Source organism: Streptomyces sp. RK9 (assembly GCF_045070545.1).
GTDB classification, from domain to species: Bacteria; Actinomycetota; Actinomycetes; order Streptomycetales; family Streptomycetaceae; genus Streptomyces; species Streptomyces alboflavus.
Genome location: NZ_CP173703.1, coordinates 2,867,460 through 2,893,813 on the forward strand (window position 1 = coordinate 2,867,460; position 26,354 = coordinate 2,893,813).

Consider the following 26,354-nt stretch of genomic DNA (forward strand, 5'->3'; position numbering starts at 1 on the left):
GGGCGACTCCTGGGGAGCCGGGGCCGACCGAGCCGGGGTCCGGTGAACCGAGGTCGGGTGAACCGGGGTCCGGCGAACCGAGGTCGGGTGAACCGAGGTCGGGTGAACCGAGGTCGGGTGAACCGAGGTCGGGTGAACCGAGGTCGGGTGAACCGAGGTCCAGCGAACCGGGTTCCACGAACGTGGAGTCCACGGACCCGACCCCGGCCGACGCGCTGCGCACCGAGACGCTGCGCGCCGAAGCCCTGCGCGCGGAGGTCTCCCTGGTCCGACTGCGCCTGGACCACGCGCTCGCCGAGGTCCGCGACAACGAGGAGAGCATCGCCCTGCGCGACGCCCGCATCGCCGACCTCGAGGCGGAGTTGGGCGAGCGCGCCGAGGAGAGCGCCGAACTGCGCGCCGAGCGCGACGCGGCGCGGACCCGCGCCGCCCGGGTCGACGAGCTGGAGCAGGCGGCCGAGCGGACGCCCGCCGTGGTGGGCGAGTTGATACGTACCGCCGACCAGCTCACGGACCTGCGGGAGACCACGGCGGGCAGGCAGCCCGACCCGGCGGTGCTGCTGCGCTGGCTCGACCGGCGCGTGGCCGCGCTGCTGGCCGCGACGGACACCGAACCCGTGGCGGACACGGGTCTGGTGGCCGCCGGACACCACGACGTACTGGAACTGCGCGGGCCCACGGAGCCGGAGCCCGGCGCCGGAGCCCCGCGGCACCGGATCGTGGAGACCGTCCGGCCGGGCTACCGCCGCCGCGGCCGCATGCTGCGCCCCCAACAGGTCATCGCCGAGCAGGTCATCGCCGAACAGGTCGTCGGCAAGCAGGTCGTCGGCGAAGCCGAGCACACGTCGGGCACGGACGACGCCCCACTGCCGACCGCGACAGCGCTGAGGAACGACACCGCGCCGAGGAACGACACCGCGCCGAGGAACGACACCGCGCCGAGGAACGACACCGCACCGACCGACGACACCGCACCGCACTGATCCACCACCGCTCAAGAGCGTCACCGGGCGGGCGCTGACGGGGTGCCCGCCCACCGCAGAAGCCCCGGGGGGACCGGGGAGGGGGAGGCACAGCCATGTCCGCACAGCGGAACGGAACGGCACAGCCGAACACGACGGCACAGCCGAACGGCACGGCGCAGTCGAACGGAAACGCACTGACCTACGGCATCGACCTCGGCACGTCCAACTCGTCCATCATGGTGGGCAGGCCCGACGGCACCGTCGTCCGTGTCGGCGACCCGCTGTCCGGAGGCGCCGCGATACCGACGAGCGTCTGCCTGGGGCCCGAGGGGCAGCTCCTGGTGGGCGCGGCCGCCGAGTACGGCAAGAGGCTGCGGCCGTTCGACTACCGCAGCGAGTTCAAGCGCGACATGGGCGAGACGACGCCGTCCCCGCTCGGCGACCGGTCCTGCACGCCCCTCGAACTGGTCGCGGAGGTGCTGCGGTTCCTGTGCGGCCTCGCCGCGGACGCCGTACCGGGACGGCCCGAGCGCGTCGTCGTCACCGTCCCCGTGACCTGGGAGGCGGCGCGCCACGAGGACATGCTGGCGGCCGCGGAGCAGGCGGGAATCGCCCGCGACACGGTGCGTCTGGAGACCGAGCCGGAGGCGGCCGTCCGCGCCGCGCTGGCCGGCGCCGTCCAGGGACCCGGCACCTTCCTGGTGCACGACCTCGGCGGCGGCACCTTCGACTGCGCCGTGGCCCGCAGGCTCTCCGACGGCTCGTTCACGGTCCTGGGCAGCAAGGGGCTCGACGACGTCGGCGGCGCCGACCTCACCCGGGGAGTGGTGCGGCTGCTGCGGGAGCGGTTCCCCCAGCCGATGGCGGAGCTGCTCGAAGGACCGGCCCACCGCAGCGACGTACTGCGCCGCCGCATCGGCCTCTTCGACATGTGCGAGACCGTCAAGATCAGGCTGTCCGTGGACCGGGTCTTCGAGGACTGGGTGACCGAGCTGCGGCCTCCCACGGAACTGACCCTCGCCCGCGAGGAGTTGGAGGAAGCGGTGCGCCCGCTCCTGGAGCGGACCCTGGACAGCTGCGAGGAACTCCTGGGGGACGCCGACCTTTCGTGGGCGGACGTCGACGAGGTGATCCCGGTCGGCGGCGCGGACCGGATGCCGCTGGTCGGGGCGCTTCTGGCGCAGCGTTCGCGGCGCGCCGTGCACACGTTGGAGGAACCGGAGCTGGCCGTGGTCATGGGCGCCGCGCTCGCGGCCCGCGGGCAGCTCCTCGAGGAGGCCGCGACCCGCCGCGCCGAGCAGGAGCGCAAGCGCCGCGAGAAGGCCGAGCGGCAGCGCAAGGAGCAGGAGCGGGCCGATCGGCGCCGCCGCGAACGCGAGGAACAGGAGCGGCGCGAGCGCGCGGCGGCCGAGGCGGCGGCGGCCGTCGTCAGGGACGCGGCGGCGGACGTCGCGGCCTCGTCGCCCGCACCGACGTCGTCCTCGTCCTCGTCGTCGTCAGGGCTCCCCTCCTTCGAGCCCGGGCAGACCGCTGTGGGCGGCTGCGCGGGATTCCTCGTGGGGGGCGTGGGCATCGGCCTGCTCAGCACGATCGTGGGCGCGGGCGACGCGTCGGACGGTCTGTACCTCCTCTTCGGCCTCATCGGTGCCGTCGTCGGTGCCATCGCCATGGGCAAGAAGTCCTGAGCCGGAACGGACCGGAAGGGAGAGAAGCAGCCATGTCGAACACCTCTGGCGCCACGCCCGGGGCCCAGGGCGGCACCGTACGAACCGAACTCGACCACGTGCGCGAGGACATCCTCGCGTTCTTCCCCGCCGTCCTCGGCCTCTTCGACGACGAGGGCGCCCCCACCAGGCGCCGCGTCCTCGCCGAGAGCCGGGACCGGCTCGCGTCGGAGCAGTTCTTCGTCGTGGTCTGCGGCGAGTTCCGCCGCGGCAAGTCGAGCCTCCTCAACGCGCTGGTGCGCCGCCGCCGTCTTTTCCCCGTGGACGTCGACGTCACCACGGCGGTGGTGAGCACGCTGCGCTGGGGCCCGGCCGAGCGCGCGGTGGTGTGGCCGCTGGCCGACCCGGAGCGGCCCGGCGAGCGCCCCGAACCCTTCGAGGTCCCGCTCGGCGAGGTGAGCGGGTACGTCACCGAACAGGGCAACCCGCGCAACGCCAAGGGCGTCGAACGCATCGAGATGGAGGCCCCGTTCGGGCCGCTGGAGTCCGGGCTCGTCCTGGTCGACACCCCCGGCGTCGGCAGCATCAACCCGGCGCACACCGCGGCCACCCGCGCGTTCCTGCCCCGCGCCGACGCGGTCCTCTTCGTGGGGTCGGCCGTCGAGCCGCTCGGCACCGTGGAACTCGACTTCCTGCGCCACGCCCTCGCGAACTGCCCGGTGATCGTCACCGCCATCACGATGGTGGACAAGGTCGTCGACGCGGCCCCGGTGGTCGCGCGGGCGCGCGAACGCGTCGCGGGCCTCGGCGAGGTGCCGCAGGACGACCTGGTCGTGGTGGGTGTGTCGGCGCTGCGGCACTGGGACGCGGTCGAGGACGAGGACCCCGACCTGGCGGCCGAGTCGGGCTTCCCGGAGCTGGAGAAGGCGCTGTGGGGCGGGCTCGCCGACACCTGCGGCCGCGCCGCGCTGCACATCGCGCTCGACCGGCTCGACGAAGCCCTCGACGAGTACGCGGCGCCGCTGGTCAACGAGGCGGCGGCGCTGCAGAGCGGCGAGGCGCTGCTCGCCGTCGAGACGGAGATCCAGGAGACCCAGGAGGCGCTGACAGCACTGCGCTCCAGCGGCAGCCGCTGGCGTCGCGACCTGCAGGACGACCTGGAACAGAGCGCCCGCCCCGTGCGCAAGCGCCTCGGCGCCGCCATCGACGCGGCCCGCGACGCCTTCCGGCGCGGCTGCGAGAGTGAGCAGGCCCTCAAGGACCCCGAGAGCCTGGTCCGCCAGGCCACCCTCTCCCTGGTCGAGGCCGCCGAACGCGCCCACAAGGACCTGGAGTCGGCCGTCACCGAGGTCGCGGAGCGCTACAGCCGGATGGCGGAAGTGCCCCTGACCGCACAGGTCGCCGCCGGCTCCCTCACCGTGCCGAGCACCTCCGCGGCCGACTTCGACGTGGAGAAGCAGGACGGCACCCGGGGCTGGCGGCGGGCGCGGCTGACCTGGACCGGCGGTGAGGCGGGCGGCAGCATGGGCGTGGTCGCCGGGTTCGTCATCGGCAGCATCGTGCCGGTCATCGGCAACTACGTCGGCGCCGTCATCGGTGGCGTCCTCGGCCATATCGCCGGCTGGTTCGGCGGCAGGCAGCAGGCGCAGGCCGAGGAGGAGGACCGGCGCGGGCGGCAGCTCGTCGCCCGGCTCAGGGAGCGGGTCCTGCCCATGCTGGAATCCGGCCGCCGCCAGGTGGACCAGGACTTCGGCGGGCAGCTCAGGGACTGCTCGCGGGAGCTCGCCCGCGCCCTGGAGGACCAGATGAACGCCCAGGCCGACGTCCTCGCCGAGTCCGTACGACGCCTCCAGGAGACCCGGCGCGGCACCGCCAAGGAGCGCGCCGAACGCCTGCCCGTGGTCCGGCGCAGGCTGGCGGAGGTCGACGGGGTGCGGCGCCGCTCCCGTGCGCTGCGCGAGCGCGTCGTGGGGCTCGGCGCCGGGCCGCGGCCAGGGTCGGGGTGAGCGGCGCCACGGGCGAGCCGCGGTCGGCACGGCGCCCGCCGGGCACCGGGCCCGGGTGGGCGGCGGGGAGCCTGCTCGACACCCTCGACGCCGTCGACCGCGACGCGCTGCTGCGCCTCGGCACCCGGCGCCACTACGCGGACCAGGACGCGTTGATGATCGCGGGCGGTGTCGGCGACGCGGTGTTCGTCCTGATCGACGGCGTCGTGGTGGTCACCGGCGCGACCGGGGACGGCGAACCGGCGCTGCTCGCGATCCGCCCCGCGGGGGAACTGGTCGGCGAGATGGCCGTCCTCGACGGGGAGGGCCGCACCGCCGACGTCGTCGCGGCGGGACCGGTGACGGCCCTGCGCATCTCCCCTGCCACCTTCATCGCCTATCTGCACGCGCACCCCGCGGCGCAGCTCCAGGTGCTGCGCAGCCTGGTGCGCAAGCTGCGGTCGGCGACGCAGCGCCGGATCGAGACCAGCGGCTGCGACGCGCGCCGCCGCCTGGCCCGGGTGCTCTTCGAGCTGGTGGCCGAGTACGGACGCCGGCAGCGCGACGGGACGATCCTCCTTGAGATCTCGCTCAGCCAGCGCTCGTTGGGCAGCCTGGCGGGCGTCGCGGTGTCCACGGCGGAACGCCTGCTCGCGGAGTTGCGCGCCGCGGACGTCCTCAGCACGGGCTACCGCAGGCTGGTGGTCCGGGACCCGGACCGTCTGACGGAGCTGTGCGGCCTGCCGCCGCCCGGCGGCTAGCCGTCGCCGTCCGGCCGCGCGCCCCGTCTCAGGTCGCGTCCAGCGTGACCGTGAACGAGAACCGGTCCCCGCGGTAGTGGATCCGCGCCACGTCCAGGGCCCGCCCCTGGTCGTCGTACGTGATGCCCGTGTAGTGCAGGATCGGGCTGAGCAGCGGCACTTGGAGGAGGCGGGCCGTCTCGGGGTCGGCGAGGGTGGCCTCCACGGTGTCGGTGATGCGGGAGATCGCCACGCCCACCACGTCCCGCAGGACCTTCGTCATCGGCCACCGCTCCAGGTCGGCGGGGTCGACGCGGTCGGCGAGGTCGGGGCGGATGTGGTTGCGGGCGTGGTTGGTCGGCTCGCCGGTCTTGGTGTCGCTGCGCAGGCGGTGGTACGTGGCGACCCGGTCCACGTCCGGGAAGTACTCGGCGAGTTCGGCGGGCACCGGCTCCTGCCCCTGGGACAGGAGCTTGGTGTCCATGCCGGACTGCTGGGCCACGATCGCGTCCACCGAGCCGAGGAGCCGCACCGGCGAACCGCGCTGCACCCCGGGCTCGATGAACGTGCCGCGCCGCCGGTGCCTGCTGATCAGGCCCTCGTCCTCCAGCTCCTTGAGGGCCTGCCGCATGGTGAGCACGCTGACGCCGTAGTGCCCCGCGAGCTGCTCCTCCGTGGGCAGGCGCAGTGGGGCGTCGGGCGCCCGGCCGAGTATCGAGGCGCGCAGCGACTGCGACACCTGATACCAGAGCGGCAGCTTTCGGTTCAGGACGATCGAGTCCGGGGCGAAAGCGGTCACGTGGAACTCCGTACTCCGATGGCGACGCGGGCAGCGGCCGGAAGTGATGCCCCTACGGCCGGAAATGACGCTCCAGACCCTGCCACACGTCGTCGTAGGCGCGCTGCAGGTGTCCGGCCGTCGCCGCCTGCTCGGTGGCGGTGACCGGCCAGCGGGTCTCGAACATGAAGGCCAGGCCGTCGTCGATCCGCTGCGGCTTCAGCTCGGCCGCGCTCGCCTTCTCGAACGTCTCGCGGTCGGGTCCGTGCGCCGACATCATGTTGTGCAGCGAGCCACCGCCCGGCACGAAGCCCTCCGCCTTCGCGTCGTACGCGCCCTCGATCAGGCCCATGTACTCGCTCATCACGTTCCGGTGGAAGTACGGCGGCCGGAAGGTGTCCTCGCCGACCAGCCAGCGCGGCGCGAACACCACGAAGTCGACGCCCGCGAGGCCCGGGGTGTCCGACGGGGACGTGAGCACCGTGAAGATCGACGGGTCCGGGTGGTCGTACGAGATGGTGCCGATGACGTTGAAGCGGTGCAGGTCGTACACGTACGGGACGTGGTTGCCGTGCCAGGCGACGACGTCGAGGGGGGAGTGGTCGTAGGTCGCCGACCAGAGGTTGCCGCAGAACTTGTTGACGACCTCGACGGGCCCCTCGACATCCTCGTACGCGGCGACCGGAGCCTTGAAGTCCCGTGCGTTCGCGAGGCCGTTGGCGCCGATCGGGCCGAGGTCGGGGAGCTGGAAGACCGCGCCGTAGTTCTCGCACACATAGCCGCGGGCGCTCTCGTCGAGGAGTTCCACGCGGAAGCGGACGCCGCGCGGGATCAGGGCGACATGGCCGGGCTCGGCGTGCAGCAGGCCGAACTCGGTGCGCAGGAGCAGGCCGCCGTGCTCGGGGACGATGAGCAGTTCGCCGTCGGCGTCGCTGAACACCCGGTCCGTCATGGAGGAGTTGGCGTGGTAGAGGTGCACCGCCATGCCCGTGCGCTGCGTCGCGTCGCCGTTGCCGCCGAGGGTCCACAGGCCAGCGAGCCAGTCCGTGCCGGGCGCGGGCTCCGGCAGCGGGTTCCAGCGCAGCCGGTTGGGGTCGGGGACCGACTCGGTGAAGGGCGCCGTGCGGATCGCGCCGTTGTCGACGCGCGTGAACGCCGGGTGCGCGGCCGAGGGGCGGATGCGGTACAGCCAGGAGCGGCGGTTGTGGGCGCGCGGCTCGGTGAACGCGGTGCCGCTGAGCTGCTCCGCGTACAGGCCGAGGGGGGCGCGCTGGGGCGAGTTGCGGCCGTGCGGCAGGGCGCCGGGCACGGCTTCCGAGCTGTGTTCGTTGCCGAAGCCGCTGAGGTAGCCCAGCCCCTCGGCGGTCTTGCGTGCGTGGTCCCTCGGGTCGTCCCCGCTCATCACAGCTCCCTCGGCTTTCCGGCCGGTGATCCCGACCTGATTCCTATGGAACACCGTAGGATTCACGATTTCCCAGCGCAAGAGGATCCATGAAATGTGAACAGTGCTCTACTCTCCCGGGATGCAGGACCGCAGCGCCTCCGAGCCCTCGCCCGCCCCCGCCGCCGAGTCCCCGCCCGCCCCCGCCGCCCTGCGCCGCGCCCCCGTGCAGCGCCGCAGCGCCGAGCGCCTCACCCGCATCCTCGACGCCTGCGCGGACCTCCTCGACGAGACCGGCTACGAGACCCTGACCACCCGGTCCGTCGCCGAGCGCGCGGGCGTGCCCATCGGCTCCGTCTACCGCTTCTTCGGCAACAAACGGGCCCTCGTCGACGCCCTTGCCCACCGCAACCTGGAGCGCTACGCCGAACGGGTCACCCGGCGCCTGGTGCCGGTCGCGCCGGGCGACTGGCGCGCCGCCCTCGACGCGCTCCTCGACGAGTACCTCGCCATGAAGCGCACCGCCCCCGGCTTCGCCCTCGTCGACTTCGGCACCCAGATCCCCGTCGGCGACCCCGGCGCCGCCCCCAACCACCGCGTCGCCGACCACCTCGCGGCGCTGCTCTCCGGCCACATCGGGCGCGCCCCCGACCCCGCCCTGCGCCGCGCCTTCCTGGTCGCGGTCGAGACCGCCGACGCCCTGTTCCGCCTCGCCTTCCGGGTGGACCCGGCCGGGGACGAGGCGATCGTGGGGGAGGCGCGGGCGCTGCTGCGGGCTTATCTGGCGGGGGTGTTGGACTGAGCGGGGCGGGCCGGCCGGGGTGCCGGCCCGGGTGCGGGCGCCGGACCCGGGCGTGGCTCTCGCCACCATGCATACCGGTCGGTATGCTCGACGCGTCCATGCGCCGAAGCCGCCACGGCCGCCGCCCCGGCCGTTCTGGAGGACCCATGCCCCGCACCGCCCTGCGCGTCTGCCCCCTCTGTGAAGCCACCTGCGGCCTCACCCTCACCATCGAGGGCACCGGCGTGACCGGCGCGCGCGGCGACAAGGACGACGTGTTCAGCCGCGGCTTCATCTGCCCCAAGGGCGCCTCTTTCGGCGCGGCCGACAGTGACCCGGACCGGCTGCGGCGGCCCCTCGTACGCCGGGACGGGCGGCTCGTGGAGGCGAGTTGGGAAGAGGCCTTCGACGCCGTCGCCGCGGGCATCCGGCCGCTGGTCGAGCGGTACGGGCCGCACGCGGTCGGCGTCGTGCTAGGCAACCCGAACGTGCACACCGTGGCCGGCGCCCTCTACCCGCCGCTGCTGCTCGCGGGCCTCGGCACCCGCAGCCTGTTCACGGCCAGCACCCTCGACCAGATGCCCAAGCACGTCTCCAGCGGACTGCTCTTCGGCGACGCCCTCGCCATCCCCGTGCCCGACCTGGACCGCACGGACCACCTCCTGATGCTCGGCGCCAACCCGCTGGACTCCAACGGCAGCCTGTGCACCGCGCCCGACTTCCCCGGCAGGCTCAAGGCGCTGCGCGCCCGGGGCGGCAGGCTCACCGTGGTCGACCCGCGCCGCACCCGCACCGCGAAGCTGGCCGACCGGCACGTGGCGATCCGGCCCGGCACGGACGCGCTGCTGCTCGCCGCGATGGCGCAGGTCCTGTTCGCGGACGGCCTGGTCGCGCCGGGGGCGCTCGCAGGGCACGTCGTGGGGGTCGAGCAAGCCGCCGACGCCGTACGGGACTTCACGCCCGAAGCCGTCGCCGACGCCTGCGACGTGCCCGCCGCCACCATCCGGGACCTCGCCCACGATCTTGCGGGCGCGCCCACCGCCGCCGTCTACGGCCGCGTCGGCGCGAGCACCGTCGCCCTCGGCACCCTCACCTGCTGGCTCGTCGACGTCCTGAACGTCCTCACCGGCAACCTCGACCGGCCCGGCGGCGTCATGTTCCCGCTCTCCGCCACGGACCGGGCCCGGCGCCCGGCCGGACCCGGCAAGGGCTTCGCGCTGGGGCGCTGGCGCAGCCGCGCCGACGGGCATCCGGAGGCGAAGGGGGAGCTGCCGATCGCCGCGCTCGCGGCGGAGATCGACACGCCTGTGCGCGGGGTCGGCGCCGGGCGCGACACGGCGGACGGTGCCCGGGACGGGGGCGGCCCCTTGGGCGGCGGTGGTCCCGTGGGCGGCGGCTCGGGCGGTGGTCCCGTGGACGGCGGCCTGGGCGAGAGCCCGATCCGCGCCCTCATCTCCATCGCCGCCAACCCCGTACTCTCCGCCCCCGACGGCGACCGCCTCGACAAGGCCCTGGAGTCCCTGGACTTCATGGTCAGCGTCGACCCGTACCTGAACGAGACCTCACGTCACGCGCACGTCGTCCTGCCCCCGCCCCCGCCCTCGCAGAGCCCCCACCACGACTTCGCCCTCAACGCGCTCGCCGTGCGCAACCAGGTCCGCTACAACCGCGCCGCCGTCCCCCTGGAGGAGGGGCGGATGGCGGAGACGGAGATCCTGGCGCGGCTCGTGCTCGCCGTGAGCGATGGGGGTCCCCCCTGCTCGAGCGGAGCCGAGAGCTTGGGGGAGGACGGTGCCGACCCGGCCGCCGTCGACTCCCTCGCCATCGACCGCACCCTCGGCAAGGCCGTCGCCGACCCCCACGGACCCGTGCACGGCCAGGACCCCAAGGAACTGGCCGACCGGCTCACCGGCGAGAGCGGACCCGAGCGGCGCCTGGACCTGATGCTGCGCCTCGGCCCGTACGGCGACGGCTTCGGCGCCGACCCGGAGGGCCTCAGCCTCCAGCGCCTCCTCGACCACCCCCACGGCATCGACCTCGGCCCCCTCCGGCCCCGCATCCCCGAGGTCCTGAAGACCCGCAGCGGACGGGTCGAACTGCTGCCGGGGCCGATCGCCGACGACCTGCCGCGCCTCGCCCGTGCCCTGGACGAGGCCCGCGCCCCGGACGGGTCCCCGGCCGGACTCGTCCTGGTCGGCCGCCGCCATCTGCGCTCCAACAACAGCTGGATGCACAACGTCCCCGCCCTCGTCGGCGGCACCAACCGCTGCACCCTGCACGTCCACCCCGACGACGCCGTCCGCATCGGCCTCGAAGACGGCGGGCAGGCCCGCGTCACCGCCGCCGGCGGCGAGATCGCCGTGCCCGTCGAGGTCACCGACGCGGTGCGCCCCGGCGTCGTGAGCCTGCCGCACGGCTGGGGCCACGACCGCCCCGGCACCCGGCTGAGCGTGGCCGCGGCCGACCCGGGGGTCAACGTCAACCAGCTCCTGGACGGCACCCTCCTCGACCCGCTCTCCGGCACCGCCGTGCTCAACGGCTTCCGGGTCACCCTCGCCCCGCTGCCACGAGCAGAAACCCGCTGACCTGGAGTTTTGCGCTTATTGCTCGCATGTCAACGTCTTGTTAACGCTTGTTGGCCGGTCCTACGGTCATCCGAACCGCCAGACCTGGTGGTAGTTCGATGGTGAACGATAGGTAGCCCTCATGCTGACAATCCTCGGATTCGTCATGATCGCCACCTTCCTGGTGCTGATCATGATGAAGAAGATGTCGCCGATCGCGGCACTGGTGCTCATCCCCGCGCTGTTCTGCGTCTTCGTAGGAAAGGGCGCCCATCTCGGGGACTACGTCCTCGACGGTGTGGGCAACCTGGCCCCCACGGCCGCGATGCTCATGTTCGCCATCGTGTACTTCGGCGTCATGATCGACGTGGGCCTGTTCGACCCGATCGTCCGCGGGATCCTGCGCTTCTGCAAGGCGGACCCGATGCGGATCGTGGTCGGCACCGCCGTGCTCGCCGCGATCGTCTCCCTCGACGGGGACGGCTCCACCACCTTCATGATCACGGTCTCGGCGATGTATCCGCTCTACAAGCGCCTGAAGATGAGCCTCGTCGTGATGACGGGTGTCGCCGCCACCGCCAACGGCGTGATGAACACGCTGCCCTGGGGCGGCCCCACGGCCCGCGCGGCCACCGCGCTGAAGGTCGACGCCGCCGACATCTTCGTCCCCATGATCCCGGCGCTCGCCTGCGGACTGCTCGCCGTCTTCATCCTGTCGTACGTCCTCGGCCTGCGGGAGCGCAGGCGGCTCGGGGTGCTCTCGCTGGACGAGGTCCTGGAGAGCGAGACGCGGGCCGGGGAGCCGGTGCTCGTGGGGGCGGGCGGCGAGGCGGGCGCCGGGCGCGTCAGCTTCACCAAGGGCGGCGCCGGCAAGGGTGGCCTGGCCGCGGGCGGCAACTCCGGCTCCGTGGGCGCGGGTTCGGGCTCGGCGTCGGACTCGGGTGCGGCTTCCGGTGCGGCCGGGGCCGACGCGGACGCCGATGCCGATGACGACGACGGCTTCCAGGGGCTCGACCCGAACCGCCCCACCCTGCGCCCCAAGCTCTACTGGTTCAACGCGGCCCTGACGGTCCTGCTCCTCACCGCCATGATCATGGAGTGGCTGCCGATCCCCGTCCTGTTCCTGCTCGGCGCGGCCCTCGCCCTCACGGTCAACTTCCCGCACATGCCCGACCAGAAGGCCCGCATCGCCGCCCACGCCGAGAACGTGCTCAACGTGACCGGCATGGTCTTCGCCGCCGCCGTCTTCACCGGTGTCCTCACCGGCACCGGCATGGTCGACTCCATGGCCGACTGGCTCGTCTCCACCATCCCCGACGGCATGGGCGGCCAGATGGGCCTGGTCACCGGCCTGTTGTCGATCCCGCTCACCTACTTCATGTCCAACGACGGCTTCTACTTCGGCGTCCTTCCCGTGCTCGCCGAGGCGGGCCAGGCGCACGGCGTCTCCAACCTGGAGATCGCCCGTGCCTCCATCGCGGGCCAGGCCCTGCACATGTCGAGCCCGCTGGTGCCCGCCGTGTACGTCCTCGTGGGCATGGCGAAGGTCGAGTTCGGCGACCACACCCGGTTCACCGTCAAGTGGGCCGTGCTGACCTCGCTGGTGGTGCTCGGCGCCGGAATCCTCTTCGGCATCATCTGATGCCCCGGGACGGGGTCCGCTGATGCGACCGTACGGGCGTCCGCGCGGCAAGGGCCCGCAGCCGTCGGGCCCGGGCCCGGTGCCGCCCGGCAGGGGCTGGCTGCTGCGCCTCGTCATCGCCTTCGCCTTCGCGCAGGGGGCGGTGTCGATGGCGCGGCCCGCCGTCTCCTACCGGGCCCTGTCCCTCGGCGCCGACGAGCGCGCCATCGGCGTCATCGCGGGCGTGTACGCGCTGCTCCCGCTCTTCGCCGCCGTGCCGCTCGGCCGCCGCACCGACCACGGGCGCTGCGCGCCGCTGCTGCCCGTCGGCGTCGCGCTCATCGCGGGCGGGTGCGCGCTCAGCGGTACGGCCTCGTCCCTCGCCGCGCTCGCCGCGTGGAGCGGGGTCATGGGGCTCGGCCACCTCTGCTTCGTCATCGGCGCCCAGTCGATCGTGGCCCGCCAGTCGGCTCCCGCCGAACAGGACCGGAACTTCGGCCACTTCACGATCGGCGCCTCGCTCGGCCAACTCGTCGGCCCCATCGCCGCGGGGGCCCTCATCGGTCCTGACATGGGCCGCAGCAGTGCGCTCGCGCTCGTGGTGTCGGCGGGGGTCGGGGCGGTCGGGGTCGGGGCGCTGTGGCGGATCGAGTACGGGGGCGGGGCGGCTGCGCGCGGCGGGTCCGGGGTGTCCGGGGCATCGGAGTCGTCCGTGGTGTCCGGGTCGACCGGGCCGACCGGGTCGACCGGGTCGGAGGGCCCGCGCGGGCGGGAGGCGGAGCCGGGCAAGGTGCCCGTGCTCGGGATCCTGCGGGCCCGTGGGGTGCCCGCGGGGATCTTCATCAGCCTCGCCGTGCTGTCCGCGACGGACATCCTCACCGCGTATCTGCCGGTCGTCGGCGAGCACCGGGGCATCTCGCCCGCGACCGTGGGGATCCTGCTCAGCCTGCGGGCGGGGGCCACGATCGCCTGCCGGCTCGTGATGACGCCGCTCCTTCGGGTCCTCGGGCGGCGGGCGCTCATCGCCGTGACCTGTCTGCTCGGCGCGGTGCTGTGCGCCGGGATCGCCGTGCCCGTGCCCGTGTGGGCGCTCGGGCTCATGCTCGTGCTGCTCGGGTTCTGCCTCGGGGTCGGGCAGCCCCTGTCGATGACGACCGTCGTCCAGGCCGCGCCCGCGGCGGCGCGGTCCACCGCGTTGGCCTTGCGGCTGACCGGGAACCGGCTCGGGCAGGTGGCCGCGCCCGCCGGGGCCGGGGCGATCGCCGGGGTGGCGGGGGTGGGGGCGCCCTTCGTGATGCTGGGGGTGCTGTTGCTGGGGGCCGCCGTGCTGGGGCTGCGCCGGGCTTCTGGGCGTGGGCCCGGGGAGCCCGGGCCTCGGGTCGGACCCGGGGCCACCCCGGCCGAGGTTCCGGGGCCGGGCTGCACTGCCCCACCCGGAGGCACAAGGCGGCCGTCCGCCTAGGAGTCGCACACCCACCCACCCCCACGCCCCCGGCGTTACCGTCGGCCCTATGGACAGCGAAAACCTCCTCGGGCAGTTCCTTCGGGCCCGGCGTGCGCGGGTGGGGCCCGGTGACGTCGGGATGCCGGGGGGTGAGCGGCGGCGGGTGCCGGGGCTCAGGCGGGAGGAGGTGGCGATGTTGGCGGGGTTGAGTACCGACTACTACGTACGGCTCGAGCAGGGGCGGGAGCGGAATCCCTCCGCGCAGGTGCTGGAGGCGCTGGCCGGGGCGCTGCTGCTCGAGGGGGACGCGGTCGTCCATCTGCACCGGCTCGCGGGGGCAGGCGCGGGCGGGCGGCGGGCGGGGCGGGGCAGGAAGGTGGGGGCAGGGCTCGCGCGGATGCTGGACAGCTGGGCCGGGACCCCGGCCGTGGTCCTGGACCACTGTCTGCGGGTGCTCGCGCACAATCCGCTCGGCGGGGCCCTGTTCGCGGGGCACACCCACAGCGGGGACCTGGTGCGGTTCGTGTTCCTCGACCCGGGCGCCCCGGACTTCTACCCGGACTGGGACCGGGTCGCGCTGAACACGGTGGCCGCGCTGCGTGAGGGGGCGGGAGCCGACCTGAACGACCCGGAACTGACCGCGCTGGTGGGGGAGTTGTCGCTGAAGAGCGCCGCGTTCCGCGAGCTGTGGGCGCGGCACGACATCCGCCGCAAGACCCGGGACACCAAGCGCTTCCACCACCCGGTCGTCGGCGACCTCACGCTGACGTACGAGTCGTTCACCGTGAACAGCGAACCGGGCCGGCAACTGGTCGTCTACCAGGCCGAACCCGGCAGCCCCTCCGCGCACGCCCTCGCGCTGCTGGGCAGCCTGACGGCCCCGGAGCCCGCCGGGCGTTCCGGCGGCGGGGCGGCGGGGGACCTCCCGAGGAGGGGCCTGGCGGCGGAAAACTAACGGCGCTAGTTTGGGTGGCGCACGTCAGCCGCAGGTCGCGTTGGGGAGGAATGGGATGAAGGCCCACGACGGGATGTACATCGGGGGCGCCTGGCGCCCCGCCGCGACGGGGGACACGATCCCGGTCGTGAACCCGGCCGACGAAGAGGTCATCGCCCACGTCCCCGCGGGCACCGCCGCGGACGTCGACGCGGCCGTCCGCGCGGCCCGGGCCGCACTCCCCGCCTGGTCGGCCACGCCGCCCCGGGAGCGCGCGGCGCTGATCGGCGCGATCCGCGACGGCCTGGCCGCGCGCCAGGCCGAGATCGCGGAGACGGTGACCGCCGAGCTGGGCGCGCCGCTCCGCTTCTCGGAGGCCGTGCACGCCGCCGTCCCCGTCCTGGTCGCCGGTTCCTACGCGGACCTCGCGGCCACGTACGCCTTCGAGGAGAAGGTCGGCAACTCCACGGTGTACGCCGAGCCCGTCGGCGTGGTCGGTGCCATCACGCCCTGGAACTACCCGCTGCACCAGATCGTCGCGAAGGTCGCCCCCGCCCTCGCCGCGGGCTGCACGGTGGTGCTCAAGCCCGCCGAGGACACCCCGCTGACGGCCCGCCTCTTCGCCGAGATCGTGCACGGAGCGGGCCTGCCCGCGGGCGTGTTCAACCTGGTCACCGGCCTCGGCCCGGTCGCGGGCCAGGCGCTCGCCGAGCACGACGGCGTCGACCTGGTGTCGTTCACCGGATCCACGGCCGTCGGCAAGCGCATCGGCGCCCTCGCGGGCGCCGCCGTCAAGCGCGTCGCCCTCGAACTCGGCGGCAAGTCCGCCAACGTCATCCTGCCGAGCGCCGACCTCGCGAAGGCCGTGAACGTCGGCGTCGCCAACGTCATGGCCAACTCCGGCCAGACGTGCAGCGCCTGGACCCGCATGCTGGTGCACGCCTCCCGGTACGACGAGGCGGTGGAGCTCGCCGGGGCCGCCGCCGCGAAGTACGGCGACCGCATCGGCCCGGTCGTCAGCGAGGAGCAGCGCGCCCGCGTGCGCGGCTACATCGAGCAGGGCGTCAAGGAGGGCGCCCGCCTGGTCGCGGGCGGCGCCGACGCCCCGCGCGAGCAGGGCTACTACGTACGCCCGACGGTCTTCGCCGACGTCACACCACAGATGACGATCGCCCAGGAGGAGATCTTCGGACCCGTCGTCTCGATCCTGCGGTACGAGGACGAGGCGGACGCCGAGGCCATCGCCAACGGCACCGTGTACGGGCTCGCGGGCGCGGTGTGGGCCGGTGACGACGCCGAGGCCGTGGCGTTCGCCCGCCGCCTGCACACCGGGCAGGTCGACATCAACGGCGGCAGCTTCAACCCGCTGGCCCCGTTCGGCGGTTACAAGGAGTCGGGCGTCGGCCGCGAACTCGGCGCCCACGGCCTCGCCGAGTACCTCCAGACCAAGTCGCTCCAGTTCTGACCCCGGCCGTCCTCGTCCCCTCGCCCGCCAGGAGTACGCCATCGTGATCCGCGTCCGCGCCGCCGTCCTGCCCGCCGTCGGCTCCCCCCTGGAGATCGCCGCGATCGACCTGCCCGAACCGGGGCCCGGCCAGGTGCGGGTGCGTCTCGCCGCCGCCGGGGTGTGCCACTCCGACCTGTCCCTGTCCGACGGCACGATGCGGGTGCCCGTGCCCGCCGTGCTCGGGCACGAGGGCGCGGGCACCGTCGTGTCCGTGGGCGAGGGCGTCACGCATGTCGCCCCGGGCGACGGCGTCGTCCTGAACTGGGCGCCCGCGTGCGGCAGTTGCCACGCCTGCGGCCTGGGTGAGGTGTGGCTCTGCGGCAACGCGCTCACCGGCGCGGGCGAGGTGTACGCCCGCCGGTCCGACGGCACCGACCTGCATCCCGGCCTGAACGTCGCCGCGTTCGCGGAGGAGACCGTGGTCGCCGCCGCCTGCGTGCTTCCCGTGCCCGACGGCGTCCCGCTGACCGACGCGGCCCTGCTCGGCTGCGCCGTCCTGACCGGGTACGGCGCCGTGCACCACGCGGCCCGCGTCCGCGAGGGCGAGACGGTCGCCGTCTTCGGGGCGGGCGGCGTGGGCCTCGCCGCGCTCCAGGCGGCCCGGATCGCCGGGGCCGGGCGGATCGTGGCGGTCGACGTCTCCCCGGCGAAGGAGGAGCTCGCGCGGGCCGCGGGCGCCACCGACTACGTGGTCGCCTCCGACACCACCGCCCGCGCCATCCGCAAGCTGACCGGCGGCAACGGCGTCGACGTGGCCGTGGAGTGCGTGGGCCGCGCCGTCACCATCCGCACCGCCTGGGAGTCGACGCGGCGCGGCGGGCGCACCACGGTCGTCGGCATCGGCGGCAAGGACCAGCAGGTCACCTTCAACGCCCTGGAGCTGTTCCACTGGGGCCGCACCCTGTCGGGCTGTGTCTACGGCAACTCCGACCCGGCCGTCGACCTGCCCGTCCTCGCCGAGCACGTCCGCGCGGGCCGCCTCGACCTCGGTGCCCTGGTGACCGACCGCATCGGCCTCGACGGCATCCCGGCGGCGTTCGAGAACATGGTGGCGGGCAAGGGCGGCCGGGCCCTGGTGGTGTTCTAGCCCCGGTCGGGCGGGCGGCGGCCGGTGTCAGGCAGGACGCGCCGCCGCCATGTGCGCGTACTGCACCTCAAGTCCGTCGAGCAGCGCCCGCAGCCCCGCCTCGAACGCCCGCTCGTCGACCAGCTCCTGGTGCTCGGCGAGCAGATGGGCCTGCCCGAGGTGGGGATAGTCGGCGGGGTCGTACGCCGTCTCGTCGTCGACGAAGCCGCCCGCGAAGGAGCCGAGCGCGGAGCCCATGATGAAGTACCGCATCAGCGCGCCGATCGAGGTGGCCTGAGCCGGTGGCCAGCCCGCGTCGACCATCGCGCCGAACATCGCGTCGGCGAGGCGCAGTCCCGCCGGGCGCCGCCCGGGGCCGCGGGCCAGGACGGGGACGATGTTCGGGTGCAGGGTCAGGGCCGCGCGGTAGGAGACGGCCCAGTCGTGCAGCGCGGCGCGCCAGTCCCTGCCGTCCTCGAACATCGACAGGTCGACCTGCGCGCTCACCGAGTCCGCGACCGCCTCCAGGATCTGGTCCTTGGTGCGGAAGTGGTTGTAGAGCGAGGGGCCGCTGACGCCCAGCTCGGCCGCGAGGCGGCGGGTGGAGAGCGCCGCGAGGCCCTCGGCGTCGACGAGGCCGCGGGCCGCGTCGACGATGCGATCTCGGCTGAGGAGGGGCTTGCGCGGTCGGGCCATGCGGCACATAGTAGGGCTGCCCGCAGAAACTAGCACTGCTAATTTAGGGCTGTGGGCGAGCGCCGAGAAGGGTGGAGCCGAGCATGAGGTGGCCGCGATGAACCTGGAGCTCAGTGCCGAGCAGGCCGCCGCGAGGCAGCTCGCCCGCGACTTCGTCGAGCGTGAGATCGCCCCGCACGTGACCGCGTGGGACCGCGCCGAGAGCGTCGACAAGTCGATCGTGCGGCGGCTCGGCGAGGTCGGCTTCCTCGGCCTGACCATCGACGAGGAGTACGGCGGCTCGGGCGGCGACCACCTGGCGTACTGCCTGGTGACGGAGGAGCTGGGGCGCGGCGACTCCTCGGTGCGCGGGATCGTCTCGGTGTCGCTCGGCCTGGTGGCGAAGTCCGTCGCGGCCTGGGGCAGCGAGGAGCAGAAGCGGCGCTGGCTGCCGGGGCTCACGTCCGGCGCATACGTCGGGTGCTTCGGCCTGACCGAGCCCGGCACCGGTTCCGACGCGGGAAATCTGGCCACGCGGGCGGTCCGCGACGGGGACGCGTACGTCGTGAACGGCTCCAAGATGTTCATCACCAACGGCACCTGGGCCGATGTCGTGCTGCTCTTCGCGCGCACCAACGACACCCCCGGGCACCAGGGCGTCTCCGCCTTCCTCGTGCCCGCCGACAGCCCCGGCCTGACCCGCCGCGCCGTGCACGGCAAGCTCGGCCTGCGCGGCCAGGCCACCGCCGAGCTGGTCCTGGAGGACGTGCGGGTGCCCGCCGACGCGATGCTCGCGCCCGAGGGCAAGGGGTTCGCGGTGGCGATGTCGGCGCTGGCCAAGGGGCGGATGTCGGTGGCCGCGGGGTGCGTGGGGATCGCCCAGGCGGCGCTCGACGCGGCCGTGGCGTACGCGGGCGAGCGCGAGCAGTTCGGCAAGAGCATCGCCCGGCACCAGCTGGTGCAGGAGCTGATCAGCGACATCGCCGTGGACGTCGACGCGGCCCGGCTCCTCACCTGGCGGGTCGCCGACCTCGTCGACCGGGGGCGGCCGTTCGCCACCGAGTCCTCCAAGGCCAAGCTGTTCGCGTCGGAGGCCGCGGTGCGCGCCGCGAACAACGCGCTCCAGGTCTTCGGCGGCTACGGCTACATCGACGAGTACCCGGTCGGCAAGCTGCTCCGCGACGCCCGCGTCATGACCCTCTACGAAGGCACGAGCCAGATCCAGAAGCTGGTCATCGGGCGGGCGCTGACCGGGGTGTCCGCGTTCTGAGGGCCCGTTCATCACGGCGCGCACTTGCCTAAGCGCTTGCTCACCTTCAGGGTAGGGTGACTGTCCTGAACGGTGGAAGGAGCGCGCATGGGTGCGGCGAAGGAGACCCTCGGCGAGGAACAGCCGTGGGCCGAGGTCAGTCCCGACGCGGCGAGGCGGCTGCTGATCGCCGCCGTCGACGCCTTCGCCGAGCGCGGGTACCACGCGACGACGACGCGGGACATCGCAGGCCGCGCCGGCATGAGCCCCGCCGCGCTCTACATCCACTACAAGACCAAGGAAGAACTGCTCCACCGCATCAGCAGGCTCGGCCACGACAAGGCGCTCGCCATTCTGCGCGCCGCCGCCGACGGCGAGGGCACCGCGGCCGACCGGCTCTCCGTCGCGGTCCGCTCCTTCGTGCGCTGGCACGCCGGGCACCACACCACCGCCCGGGTCGTGCAGTACGAACTCGACGCGCTCAGCGCCGAGCACCGCGCCGAGATCGTGGTCCTGCGCCGCCTCTCCGACGCCGCCGTCCGGGAGATCATCAACGACGGCGTGCGGGCGGGCGAGTTCGACGTCCCCGACGTGCCGGGCACCACGCTCGCCGTGCTGTCCCTGTGCATCGACGTGGCCCGCTGGTTCGACGTCGGGGGGCGCAGGACGCCGGACGAGGTCGGCGCGCTGTACGCCGACCTCGTGCTGCGGATGGTGGGGGCGACCCAGAAGTAGCGGACCCGGAAGCGGCGGACCCGGAAGCGGCGGGGCGGCTCCGAAGTAGGGGCGGCTCAGAAGTAGTAGCGCGACACCGACTCCGCCACACAGGCGGGCTTGTCGCCGTCCTCGCGCTCCACGGTGACAGCGGCCGTCACCTGCACCCCGCCGTCCTTGGTCTCCTCCACCGAGGTGAGCACCGCCGTCCCGCGCACCCGCGAGCCCACCGGCACGGGGGAGGGGAAGCGGACCTTGTTCGTGCCGTAGTTGAGGCCCATCTTCATGCCCTCGACCCGCAGCACCTGCGGGACGAGCACCGGCAGCAGCGACAGGGTCAGATAGCCGTGCGCGATCGTCGTCCCGAACGGCCCCGACGCGGCCCGCTCCGGGTCCACGTGGATCCACTGGTGGTCACCGGTGGCGTCCGCGAACAGGTCGATCCGCTTCTGGTCGACCGCCAGCCAGTCGCTGTGCCCGAGCTGCTCGCCGACCGCGGCGCGCAGCTCTTCGGCTGACGTGAAGATCCTCGGCTCTGCCATGTCCCCGGCCTCCCGGACGTAGGTGAACTAAGCGCTTGCTCAGCATGCGGGGTGCCCCCGACCGCTGTCAACGCACCGGCAAGTAGGCTTCGAGGAGTGCCCCAGATCCCAGAGAAGGTCCACGAGCTCACGGTCGGACAGCTCGCCGCGCGCAGTGGCGCCGCCGTGTCCGCCCTGCACTTCTACGAGTCCAAGGGGCTCATCAGCAGCCGGCGCACCTCGGGCAACCAACGCCGCTACCACCGCGACACGCTGCGCCGCGTCGCCTTCATCCGGGCCGCGCAGCGCGTGGGGATCCCGCTGGCCACGATCGGCGAGGCCCTCGCCGAGCTGCCCGAGGGCCGCACGCCCAACCGCGAGGACTGGGCGGCGCTGTCCCAGACCTGGCGCTCCGAGCTGGACGAGCGCATCAAGCAGCTGGGGCGGCTGCGGGACCACCTCACCGACTGCATCGGCTGCGGCTGTCTTTCCCTGGAGAACTGCGTCCTGTCCAACCCCGACGACGAGTTCGGCAACCGCATCGTCGGCTCCCGCCTGATGGGCGAACGCCGCTCCTGACCCCACCGGGCGGCGGCCGGGCCCCTCCCGGCCGCCGCCCACCGAGCGCCGCCCCGCCGCCGCGCCGCCCGGCGCCCCGATCACCGCCCGAGCGCCCCCGTCACCACCCCAGGGCCGCCGCCACCAACTCCGCGTTCGACCCCGCCCGTTCCCCGCCCGGCAGCACCAGCGTGTCCTCCAGGCCGATCCGCCGCCCGAGCCCGAGCCGGCCCGCGAGCGCGAGCACCGGCCAGGCGCCGCCCTCCTCGCCGTGCAGCAGCACCGGGCGGCCGTGCGCGTCGCCGATCGCCGCGAGCAGCGCCCGCGCCGACGCCTCGGCCGTCGCCGCGTCCCGGTCGGTGACCTCCGCGAGGACCCGGAGCACCCGGGGCCCGAGCGGCGACGCCGCGAACCGCTCGGCGCCGTCGGTGCCGGACCAGATGCCCGCCTCGACGCCCACGCCCCGTTCGACGAGCGCCCGCGCCACGTCCTCCGCGCCCGGCTCGTGCCAGTTCACGGACGCGTGGTCGGGCAGCACGGTCCACGCCCGCACCCGCGCCACGCGCGCCGCCGGATCGGGTTCGGCCCAGGCGCCCGTGGTGACGCCGACGGGCACCGGGACGGCGGCGCGCAGCGCGTCCAGGGTCGCCGCGACCGCGCGTGGCGACAAAGTGTCTTCCCCGCACGGGGACTTGGGGTGTACATGGACATCGAGTGCGCCGGCGGCGACCGCATCGGCCGCCGAGCGCGCCAGGGCTCCGGGCGACAGCGGCACGGCCGCGCCGTCGTCCGCGCCACGAGCACCGTTCAGACATACCTGCATCGAGCCATCACAGCACGCCGTCAGGACCGGCGGACAGCACGCGTCGGCACCGCACACCAACACCGCACGGGGGAGCAGGATGAGCGTCGTCATCTGTTCGTTGAAGTGGGAAGCCGCGCGCAGCGGACGCCAGAAGGTCGTCTACGACAGCGACGGGTACCACCTCGTGCGCTTCCCGTACGAGACCGGCGAGGAGCAGTACGACCCCTGGCGCATGCACGACCCGGGGCACGGGCTCACCCCTCCGTCCCGGTTCCCCGACGCCCGCTCGGGCCTGATATGGCCGAGTCACGACGGGTGGGGCACGCTGTCGGCGATGGTCTTCTGGGAGCCGGACAACCGGCCGACGGAGTACCGCGCGCGGTTCGTGCGCGATCCGCTGAACCTGTCGACGGGCTACGACTCCACGGCGACCACGGACACCGTCCCCACCCGCGGCGGGCAGTACCGCTCGTACACCTGGCAGATGTTCGTGCACCCCGGGACCCCGGTGGGCCTGAAGATATCCGCGCGCGGCCCCGGCGACGTGAAGCTCGCCGCGCCGCTGATGCTGGCCGAGTTCAAGCTGGCCATCCACACGGACGTCGCCAGGCCCTGAGGGTCAGGCCGAGACCAGTGGGCGCGAGTGCCGCATCCGGGCGTGCCGCTCCGCCTCGGGCGAGAGGACGGGGGCGGGGACCACGATGCCGCAGCTCGTGCAGACGGGGCCCGACGACGGTTCGTGCGCCAGGCCGTAGCGCCATTCGAGGGCCGCGTCGCCGCACACGGGGCAGGCGGCGCCGGGCTCTCGCTCCAGGGCGTCGATGAGTTTGCGCAGCACGTCGGCGAGCGGCGCGGACGGGTGCACGCCGGGGTCGTCGCACCAGGCGACCCCACGGCCGCCCCAGGTGCAGCGGTGCCAGTCGTCGACGCTGCCGGGGCGGCGCAGGCCGTCGTGCTTCTCCCGGCGCCTGCGGCGCGCGAAGCCCTCTTCGTAGGCGAGCCACACCGCGCGGGCCGCCTCCAGTTCGTCGAGCGCGGCCACGAGCCGCGCCGGGTCGGGTGAGCGGTCCTCGGGGCCGAACCCGGCGCGGGAACACAGGTGGTCCCAGGTCGCCCGGTGACCGTAAGGGGCGAATCTCTCCAGGCACTTGCGCAGTGAGTACCGCCGCAGTGCCAGATCGCTCTGCGGATCACGCACCTGTCTCGCGAGACTCCGGAATCCGGCCATCGCCCTGCACCTCCGTCACACGTTCTCGGACGTCGCCCCGGGTCGAGGATGTCGCCCCGGACCCGAGGGGCATCGAGTAGACGTATCGACTCCCGTTTTGGTGCCATCCGATTTTCGATGGCTTCCCATCAGCGCGTTCCCCGCAGGTCAGCGGAGATGCCTGTGAAGATCCGGCCAAGTCGGGCACGCGTCGTCGCTCCGCGCCGTGTGGCGGTTGTGAAAAGGCGACGGTTGTTCATCTTTCGGGTTCGGCAACCCGACAGTAACCTCCGCCGCGACGGCCTTCCGGAGGAGCACCTATGCGACGACGCATCGCACGGCTCAGAACCCTCACCATGTCAGCGGCCCTCGCCCTCGGGGCCGGTCTCCTGCTCGCGCCCGGACCCGGCGCCGCCGCGGCCGAACCCCCGCCCGTCACCGACTACTGCGGCGACCGCTGCGCGGACATCCTGCCGCCCGGCGCGAACGGCAACGCGACCCTCGCCGAGATCCTCAGCCACCGTGTCTTCGGCACCCGGCCCGCCCACGCCGACGACCAGCTCGGCCCCTACGACGCGCTGGCGGCGGGCTATCCCTCGCTGACCGACGGCAAGCTCACCGAGTTCTTCAACGACGCCTCCTTCGGCGTCGAGCCCGACCAGGTGGCGTCCGTCACCAAGCCGCGGGACGACGTGACGATCACCCGCGACAAGAAGTACGGCATTCCGCACATCCAGGGCACCACCCGCTACGGCACCGAGTTCGGCGCGGGCTTCGCCGCCGGGCAGGACCGGCTGTGGCTCATCGACCTGTTCCGGCACATCGGCCGCGGCGAGCTGACCCCGTTCGCGGGCGGCGCCCCCGCCAACCAGGGCCTGGAGCAGCAGTTCTGGCCGCAGGCCCCGTACACGGAGGCGGACCTCCAGCGGCAGGTCGACTACATCCGGCAGACGCAGGGCGAGCGCGGCCAGCGCGCGATGGAGGACGCGCAGGCCTACATCGACGGCCTCAACGCCTACCGCGAGAAGGCCAAGAACGGCCGCTACTTCCCCGGCGAGTACGTCCTCACCGGCAAGATCGACGCGATCACGAACGTCGGCGAGATCCAGCCCTTCAAGATCACCGACATGATCGCGCTCGCCTCCGTGGTGGGCGGCCTGTTCGGCAACGGCGGCGGGGGAGAGGTCGAGTCGGCGCTCTCGCTGCTCGCGGCACAGCAGAAGTACGGCGTCGAGAAGGGCACCGAGGTCTGGGAGAAGTTCCGCGCCCGCAACGACCCCGAGACCGTCCAGACCCTCCACGACGGCAGCAGCTTCCCGTACGCGGGCAAGCCCGAGAAGGCGCGCGGCGCCGCCATGCCCGACCCGGGCTCGGTGGAGCGCGAACAGCTCGTCCACGACCGCGAGGGCGGCGCCAAGGCCACCGCCAAGAACCCGGCGAAGGCCCCGAAGGACCCGGTGCGGGCCCCGAAGAAGCTGAAGCCGCTCCAGGGCATGTACGACAAGGGCGTCCTGCCCGCCGACCTGTTCGGATCCGCGGGCAACCCCGCGCACGGCAAGGGCATGTCGAACGCCCTCCTGGTCTCGGGCAAGCACACCGCGAGCGGCAACCCCGTCGCCGTCTTCGGCCCCCAGACCGGCTACTTCGCGCCCCAGCTCCTGATGCAGCAGGAACTCCAGGGCCCCGGCATCAGCGCGCGCGGCGTCTCCTTCGCGGGCGTCGGCATGTACGTCCAGCTCGGCCGCGGCCAGGACTACGCGTGGTCGGCGACGTCCGCCGGCCAGGACATCACGGACACGTACGCCGTCGAACTGTGCGCGCCCGGCGGCGGCACTCCCGGCAAGGACGCGACCCACTACCTCTACCGCGGCACCTGCACCCCGATGGACAAGCTGGAGCGCAAGAACGCCTGGAAGCCGACCGTCGCCGACTCCACCGCGGCGGGCTCCTACCGCATGCAGGTCTTCCGCACGAACTACGGCGTCGTCACACACCGCGCGACGGTCGACGGCAAGCCCGTGGCGTACGTCTCGCTGCGCTCCACCTACCGCCACGAGGCCGACTCGATCATCGGCTTCCAGATGCTCAACGACCCGTCGTACGTGAAGGACGCCGCGACCTTCCAGAAGGCGGCCCAGCACATCTCCTACGCCTTCAACTGGTTCTACGCCGACGCGCGCGACATCGCCTACTACAACAGCGGCGCCAACCCCCGGCGCGCCGACGGCATCGACCCGTCCTTTCCGGTGAAGGCCCAACAGACCTACGAATGGCGGGACTTCGACCCGACGAACAACACCTCGGCGCAGACACCGGCCGCCGAGCACCCGAACTCGGTCAACCAGGACTACTACATCTCCTGGAACAACAAACAGGCCAAGGACTTCAGCGCGGCCGGCTTCGGCCACAGCGCCGTGCACCGCGGCGACCTGCTCGACGACCGCGTCAAGAAGCTCACCGAGGAGGGCGGCGTCACCCGGGCCTCCCTCACCCAGGCCATGGCGGAGGCCGCCGTCACCGACCTGCGCGGCGAACAGGTCCTTCCCGAGCTCCTGAAGGTCGTCCGCAGCAAGGCCGTGGACGACCCGAAGCTCGCCCAGGCCGTGCAGCAGCTGGAGGCCTGGCGCAAGGCGGGCTCGCAGCGCAAGGAGACCGCGCAGGGCTCGCACGTCTACGCCCACTCCGACGCCGTACGCATCATGGACGCCTGGTGGCCGCAGCTCGTCGAGGCCGCGTTCAAGCCCGGCCTCGGCGACGGTCTCTACGCAGCGCTGACCTCGCAGCTCGGCGTGGACGAGGCGCCGTCGGCCGGGCACGGCCCGACCGGGGCGCACGCCGGATCCGCCTTCCAGTACGGCTGGTGGGGCTACGCCGACAAGGACCTGCGGACCGTACTCGGGCAGCCGGTCCAGGGCTGGACGAAGGAGGCGTACTGCGGGAACGGCCAACTCGACGCGTGCCGCGACGCGCTCCTGAAGAGCCTGGAGCGGGCCGTCGCGAAACCGGCGTCAGAGGTCTACCCCGGTGACGCGAGCTGCAAGGCGGGCGAGCAGTGGTGCGCGGACGCCGTGATCCACCGGGCCGTCGGCGGCATCACGCACCGCGCCGTGCAGTGGCAGAACCGGCCGACCTACCAGCAGGTGGTGGAGTTCCCCCGGCACCGGTGACCGGCACGGGTCCGGGACCGCTCCGGCC

22 protein-coding genes and 1 pseudogene are annotated in these 26,354 nt (G+C 73.5%); 17 read left to right on the forward strand and 6 right to left on the reverse strand.

Annotated elements, in window-relative coordinates; genetic code table 11:
- Nucleotides 1-57: 57 nt before the first annotated feature.
- The 5 genes and pseudogenes from AB6L24_RS11605 to AB6L24_RS11625 form a co-directional block, all read left to right on the forward strand.
- Nucleotides 58-147: pseudogene (locus AB6L24_RS11605) on the forward strand (hypothetical protein); the annotation flags it as partial.
- A gap of 35 nt (nucleotides 148-182) precedes the next feature.
- Nucleotides 183-983: a hypothetical protein gene (locus AB6L24_RS11610; protein WP_405654830.1), complete on the forward strand. Its 801-nt coding sequence runs from the start codon at nucleotides 183-185 to the stop codon at nucleotides 981-983.
- A gap of 95 nt (nucleotides 984-1,078) precedes the next feature.
- A complete protein-coding gene (locus AB6L24_RS11615) occupies nucleotides 1,079-2,650 on the forward strand; it encodes an Hsp70 family protein (RefSeq protein WP_405654832.1) in 1,572 nt (523 codons plus the stop codon).
- A 32-nt stretch (nucleotides 2,651-2,682) separates the two neighbouring features.
- On the forward strand, nucleotides 2,683-4,635 hold the full coding sequence (locus tag AB6L24_RS11620; protein WP_405654834.1) for a dynamin family protein: 1,953 nt from the start codon (nucleotides 2,683-2,685) through the stop codon (nucleotides 4,633-4,635).
- Nucleotides 4,632-5,375, forward strand: coding sequence for a Crp/Fnr family transcriptional regulator (locus tag AB6L24_RS11625; protein WP_405654836.1), 744 nt, complete (start codon nucleotides 4,632-4,634; stop codon nucleotides 5,373-5,375). Before AB6L24_RS11620 ends, AB6L24_RS11625 begins: the two co-directional genes overlap by 4 nt.
- A gap of 28 nt (nucleotides 5,376-5,403) precedes the next feature.
- On the opposite strand, the gene AB6L24_RS11630 is transcribed toward AB6L24_RS11625, so the two are convergent.
- Nucleotides 5,404-6,153 carry a GntR family transcriptional regulator gene (locus tag AB6L24_RS11630; RefSeq protein ID WP_030356155.1) on the reverse strand — a complete coding sequence of 250 codons (750 nt, stop codon included), beginning with the start codon at nucleotides 6,151-6,153 and terminating at the stop codon, nucleotides 5,404-5,406.
- Between the two features lie 52 nt (nucleotides 6,154-6,205).
- Nucleotides 6,206-7,534, reverse strand: coding sequence for a homogentisate 1,2-dioxygenase (hmgA, locus tag AB6L24_RS11635; protein WP_405654838.1), 1,329 nt, complete (start codon nucleotides 7,532-7,534; stop codon nucleotides 6,206-6,208).
- Nucleotides 7,535-7,655: 121 nt separating this feature from the next.
- Here hmgA and AB6L24_RS11640 point away from each other — a divergent pair, with 121 nt between their 5' ends.
- The 7 genes from AB6L24_RS11640 (at nucleotide 7,656) to AB6L24_RS11670 (ending at nucleotide 17,451) form a co-directional block, all read left to right on the forward strand.
- Nucleotides 7,656-8,315: a TetR family transcriptional regulator gene (locus tag AB6L24_RS11640; RefSeq protein WP_405654840.1), complete on the forward strand. Its 660-nt coding sequence runs from the start codon at nucleotides 7,656-7,658 to the stop codon at nucleotides 8,313-8,315.
- 146 nt (nucleotides 8,316-8,461) lie between these two features.
- On the forward strand, nucleotides 8,462-10,879 hold the full coding sequence (locus AB6L24_RS11645; protein WP_405654842.1) for a molybdopterin oxidoreductase family protein: 2,418 nt from the start codon (nucleotides 8,462-8,464) through the stop codon (nucleotides 10,877-10,879).
- Between the two features lie 121 nt (nucleotides 10,880-11,000).
- On the forward strand, nucleotides 11,001-12,500 hold the full coding sequence (locus AB6L24_RS11650) for a CitMHS family transporter (protein WP_405654843.1): 1,500 nt from the start codon (nucleotides 11,001-11,003) through the stop codon (nucleotides 12,498-12,500).
- Between the two features lie 22 nt (nucleotides 12,501-12,522).
- On the forward strand, nucleotides 12,523-13,941 hold the full coding sequence (locus tag AB6L24_RS11655) for an MFS transporter (RefSeq protein ID WP_405654845.1): 1,419 nt from the start codon (nucleotides 12,523-12,525) through the stop codon (nucleotides 13,939-13,941).
- Between the two features lie 49 nt (nucleotides 13,942-13,990).
- On the forward strand, nucleotides 13,991-14,878 hold the full coding sequence (locus AB6L24_RS11660) for a helix-turn-helix domain-containing protein (RefSeq protein WP_405654848.1): 888 nt from the start codon (nucleotides 13,991-13,993) through the stop codon (nucleotides 14,876-14,878).
- A gap of 55 nt (nucleotides 14,879-14,933) precedes the next feature.
- Nucleotides 14,934-16,322: an aldehyde dehydrogenase family protein gene (locus AB6L24_RS11665; protein ID WP_405654850.1), complete on the forward strand. Its 1,389-nt coding sequence runs from the start codon at nucleotides 14,934-14,936 to the stop codon at nucleotides 16,320-16,322.
- Between the two features lie 46 nt (nucleotides 16,323-16,368).
- A complete protein-coding gene (locus tag AB6L24_RS11670; protein ID WP_405657134.1) occupies nucleotides 16,369-17,451 on the forward strand; it encodes a Zn-dependent alcohol dehydrogenase in 1,083 nt (360 codons plus the stop codon).
- Nucleotides 17,452-17,478: 27 nt separating this feature from the next.
- On the opposite strand, the gene AB6L24_RS11675 is transcribed toward AB6L24_RS11670, so the two are convergent.
- Nucleotides 17,479-18,126 (reverse strand): TetR/AcrR family transcriptional regulator C-terminal domain-containing protein, encoded by a 648-nt coding sequence (locus AB6L24_RS11675; protein ID WP_380852526.1) that lies wholly within the window; start codon nucleotides 18,124-18,126, stop codon nucleotides 17,479-17,481.
- Nucleotides 18,127-18,223: 97 nt separating this feature from the next.
- Here AB6L24_RS11675 and AB6L24_RS11680 point away from each other — a divergent pair, with 97 nt between their 5' ends.
- Nucleotides 18,224-19,375, forward strand: a complete 1,152-nt coding sequence (locus AB6L24_RS11680; protein ID WP_405654852.1) for an acyl-CoA dehydrogenase family protein — start codon at nucleotides 18,224-18,226, stop codon at nucleotides 19,373-19,375.
- Nucleotides 19,376-19,462: 87 nt separating this feature from the next.
- A complete protein-coding gene (locus tag AB6L24_RS11685) occupies nucleotides 19,463-20,089 on the forward strand; it encodes a TetR/AcrR family transcriptional regulator (protein WP_405654854.1) in 627 nt (208 codons plus the stop codon).
- A gap of 56 nt (nucleotides 20,090-20,145) precedes the next feature.
- Here AB6L24_RS11685 and AB6L24_RS11690 read toward each other — a convergent pair whose 3' ends face one another.
- Nucleotides 20,146-20,610: a MaoC family dehydratase gene (locus AB6L24_RS11690; RefSeq protein WP_405654856.1), complete on the reverse strand. Its 465-nt coding sequence runs from the start codon at nucleotides 20,608-20,610 to the stop codon at nucleotides 20,146-20,148.
- 96 nt (nucleotides 20,611-20,706) lie between these two features.
- Here AB6L24_RS11690 and soxR point away from each other — a divergent pair, with 96 nt between their 5' ends.
- Entirely contained in the window at nucleotides 20,707-21,168 is a 462-nt protein-coding gene (soxR, locus tag AB6L24_RS11695; protein WP_030356167.1) for a redox-sensitive transcriptional activator SoxR, read from the forward strand.
- Nucleotides 21,169-21,268: 100 nt separating this feature from the next.
- On the opposite strand, the gene AB6L24_RS11700 is transcribed toward soxR, so the two are convergent.
- On the reverse strand, nucleotides 21,269-21,970 hold the full coding sequence (locus AB6L24_RS11700; protein ID WP_405654858.1) for a 3-keto-5-aminohexanoate cleavage protein: 702 nt from the start codon (nucleotides 21,968-21,970) through the stop codon (nucleotides 21,269-21,271).
- A gap of 79 nt (nucleotides 21,971-22,049) precedes the next feature.
- Between AB6L24_RS11700 and AB6L24_RS11705 the strand changes: the two genes are divergently transcribed.
- Complete coding sequence (locus AB6L24_RS11705) at nucleotides 22,050-22,568, forward strand: hypothetical protein (RefSeq protein ID WP_405654860.1); 519 nt, start codon at nucleotides 22,050-22,052, stop codon at nucleotides 22,566-22,568.
- Between the two features lie 3 nt (nucleotides 22,569-22,571).
- On the opposite strand, the gene AB6L24_RS11710 is transcribed toward AB6L24_RS11705, so the two are convergent.
- Nucleotides 22,572-23,180 carry a hypothetical protein gene (locus tag AB6L24_RS11710; protein WP_087883430.1) on the reverse strand — a complete coding sequence of 203 codons (609 nt, stop codon included), beginning with the start codon at nucleotides 23,178-23,180 and terminating at the stop codon, nucleotides 22,572-22,574.
- Nucleotides 23,181-23,479: 299 nt separating this feature from the next.
- On the opposite strand from AB6L24_RS11710, the gene AB6L24_RS11715 reads away from it, so the two are divergent.
- Nucleotides 23,480-26,326 (forward strand): penicillin acylase family protein, encoded by a 2,847-nt coding sequence (locus AB6L24_RS11715; protein WP_405654862.1) that lies wholly within the window; start codon nucleotides 23,480-23,482, stop codon nucleotides 26,324-26,326.
- The last annotated feature ends 28 nt before the right edge of the window (nucleotides 26,327-26,354 follow it).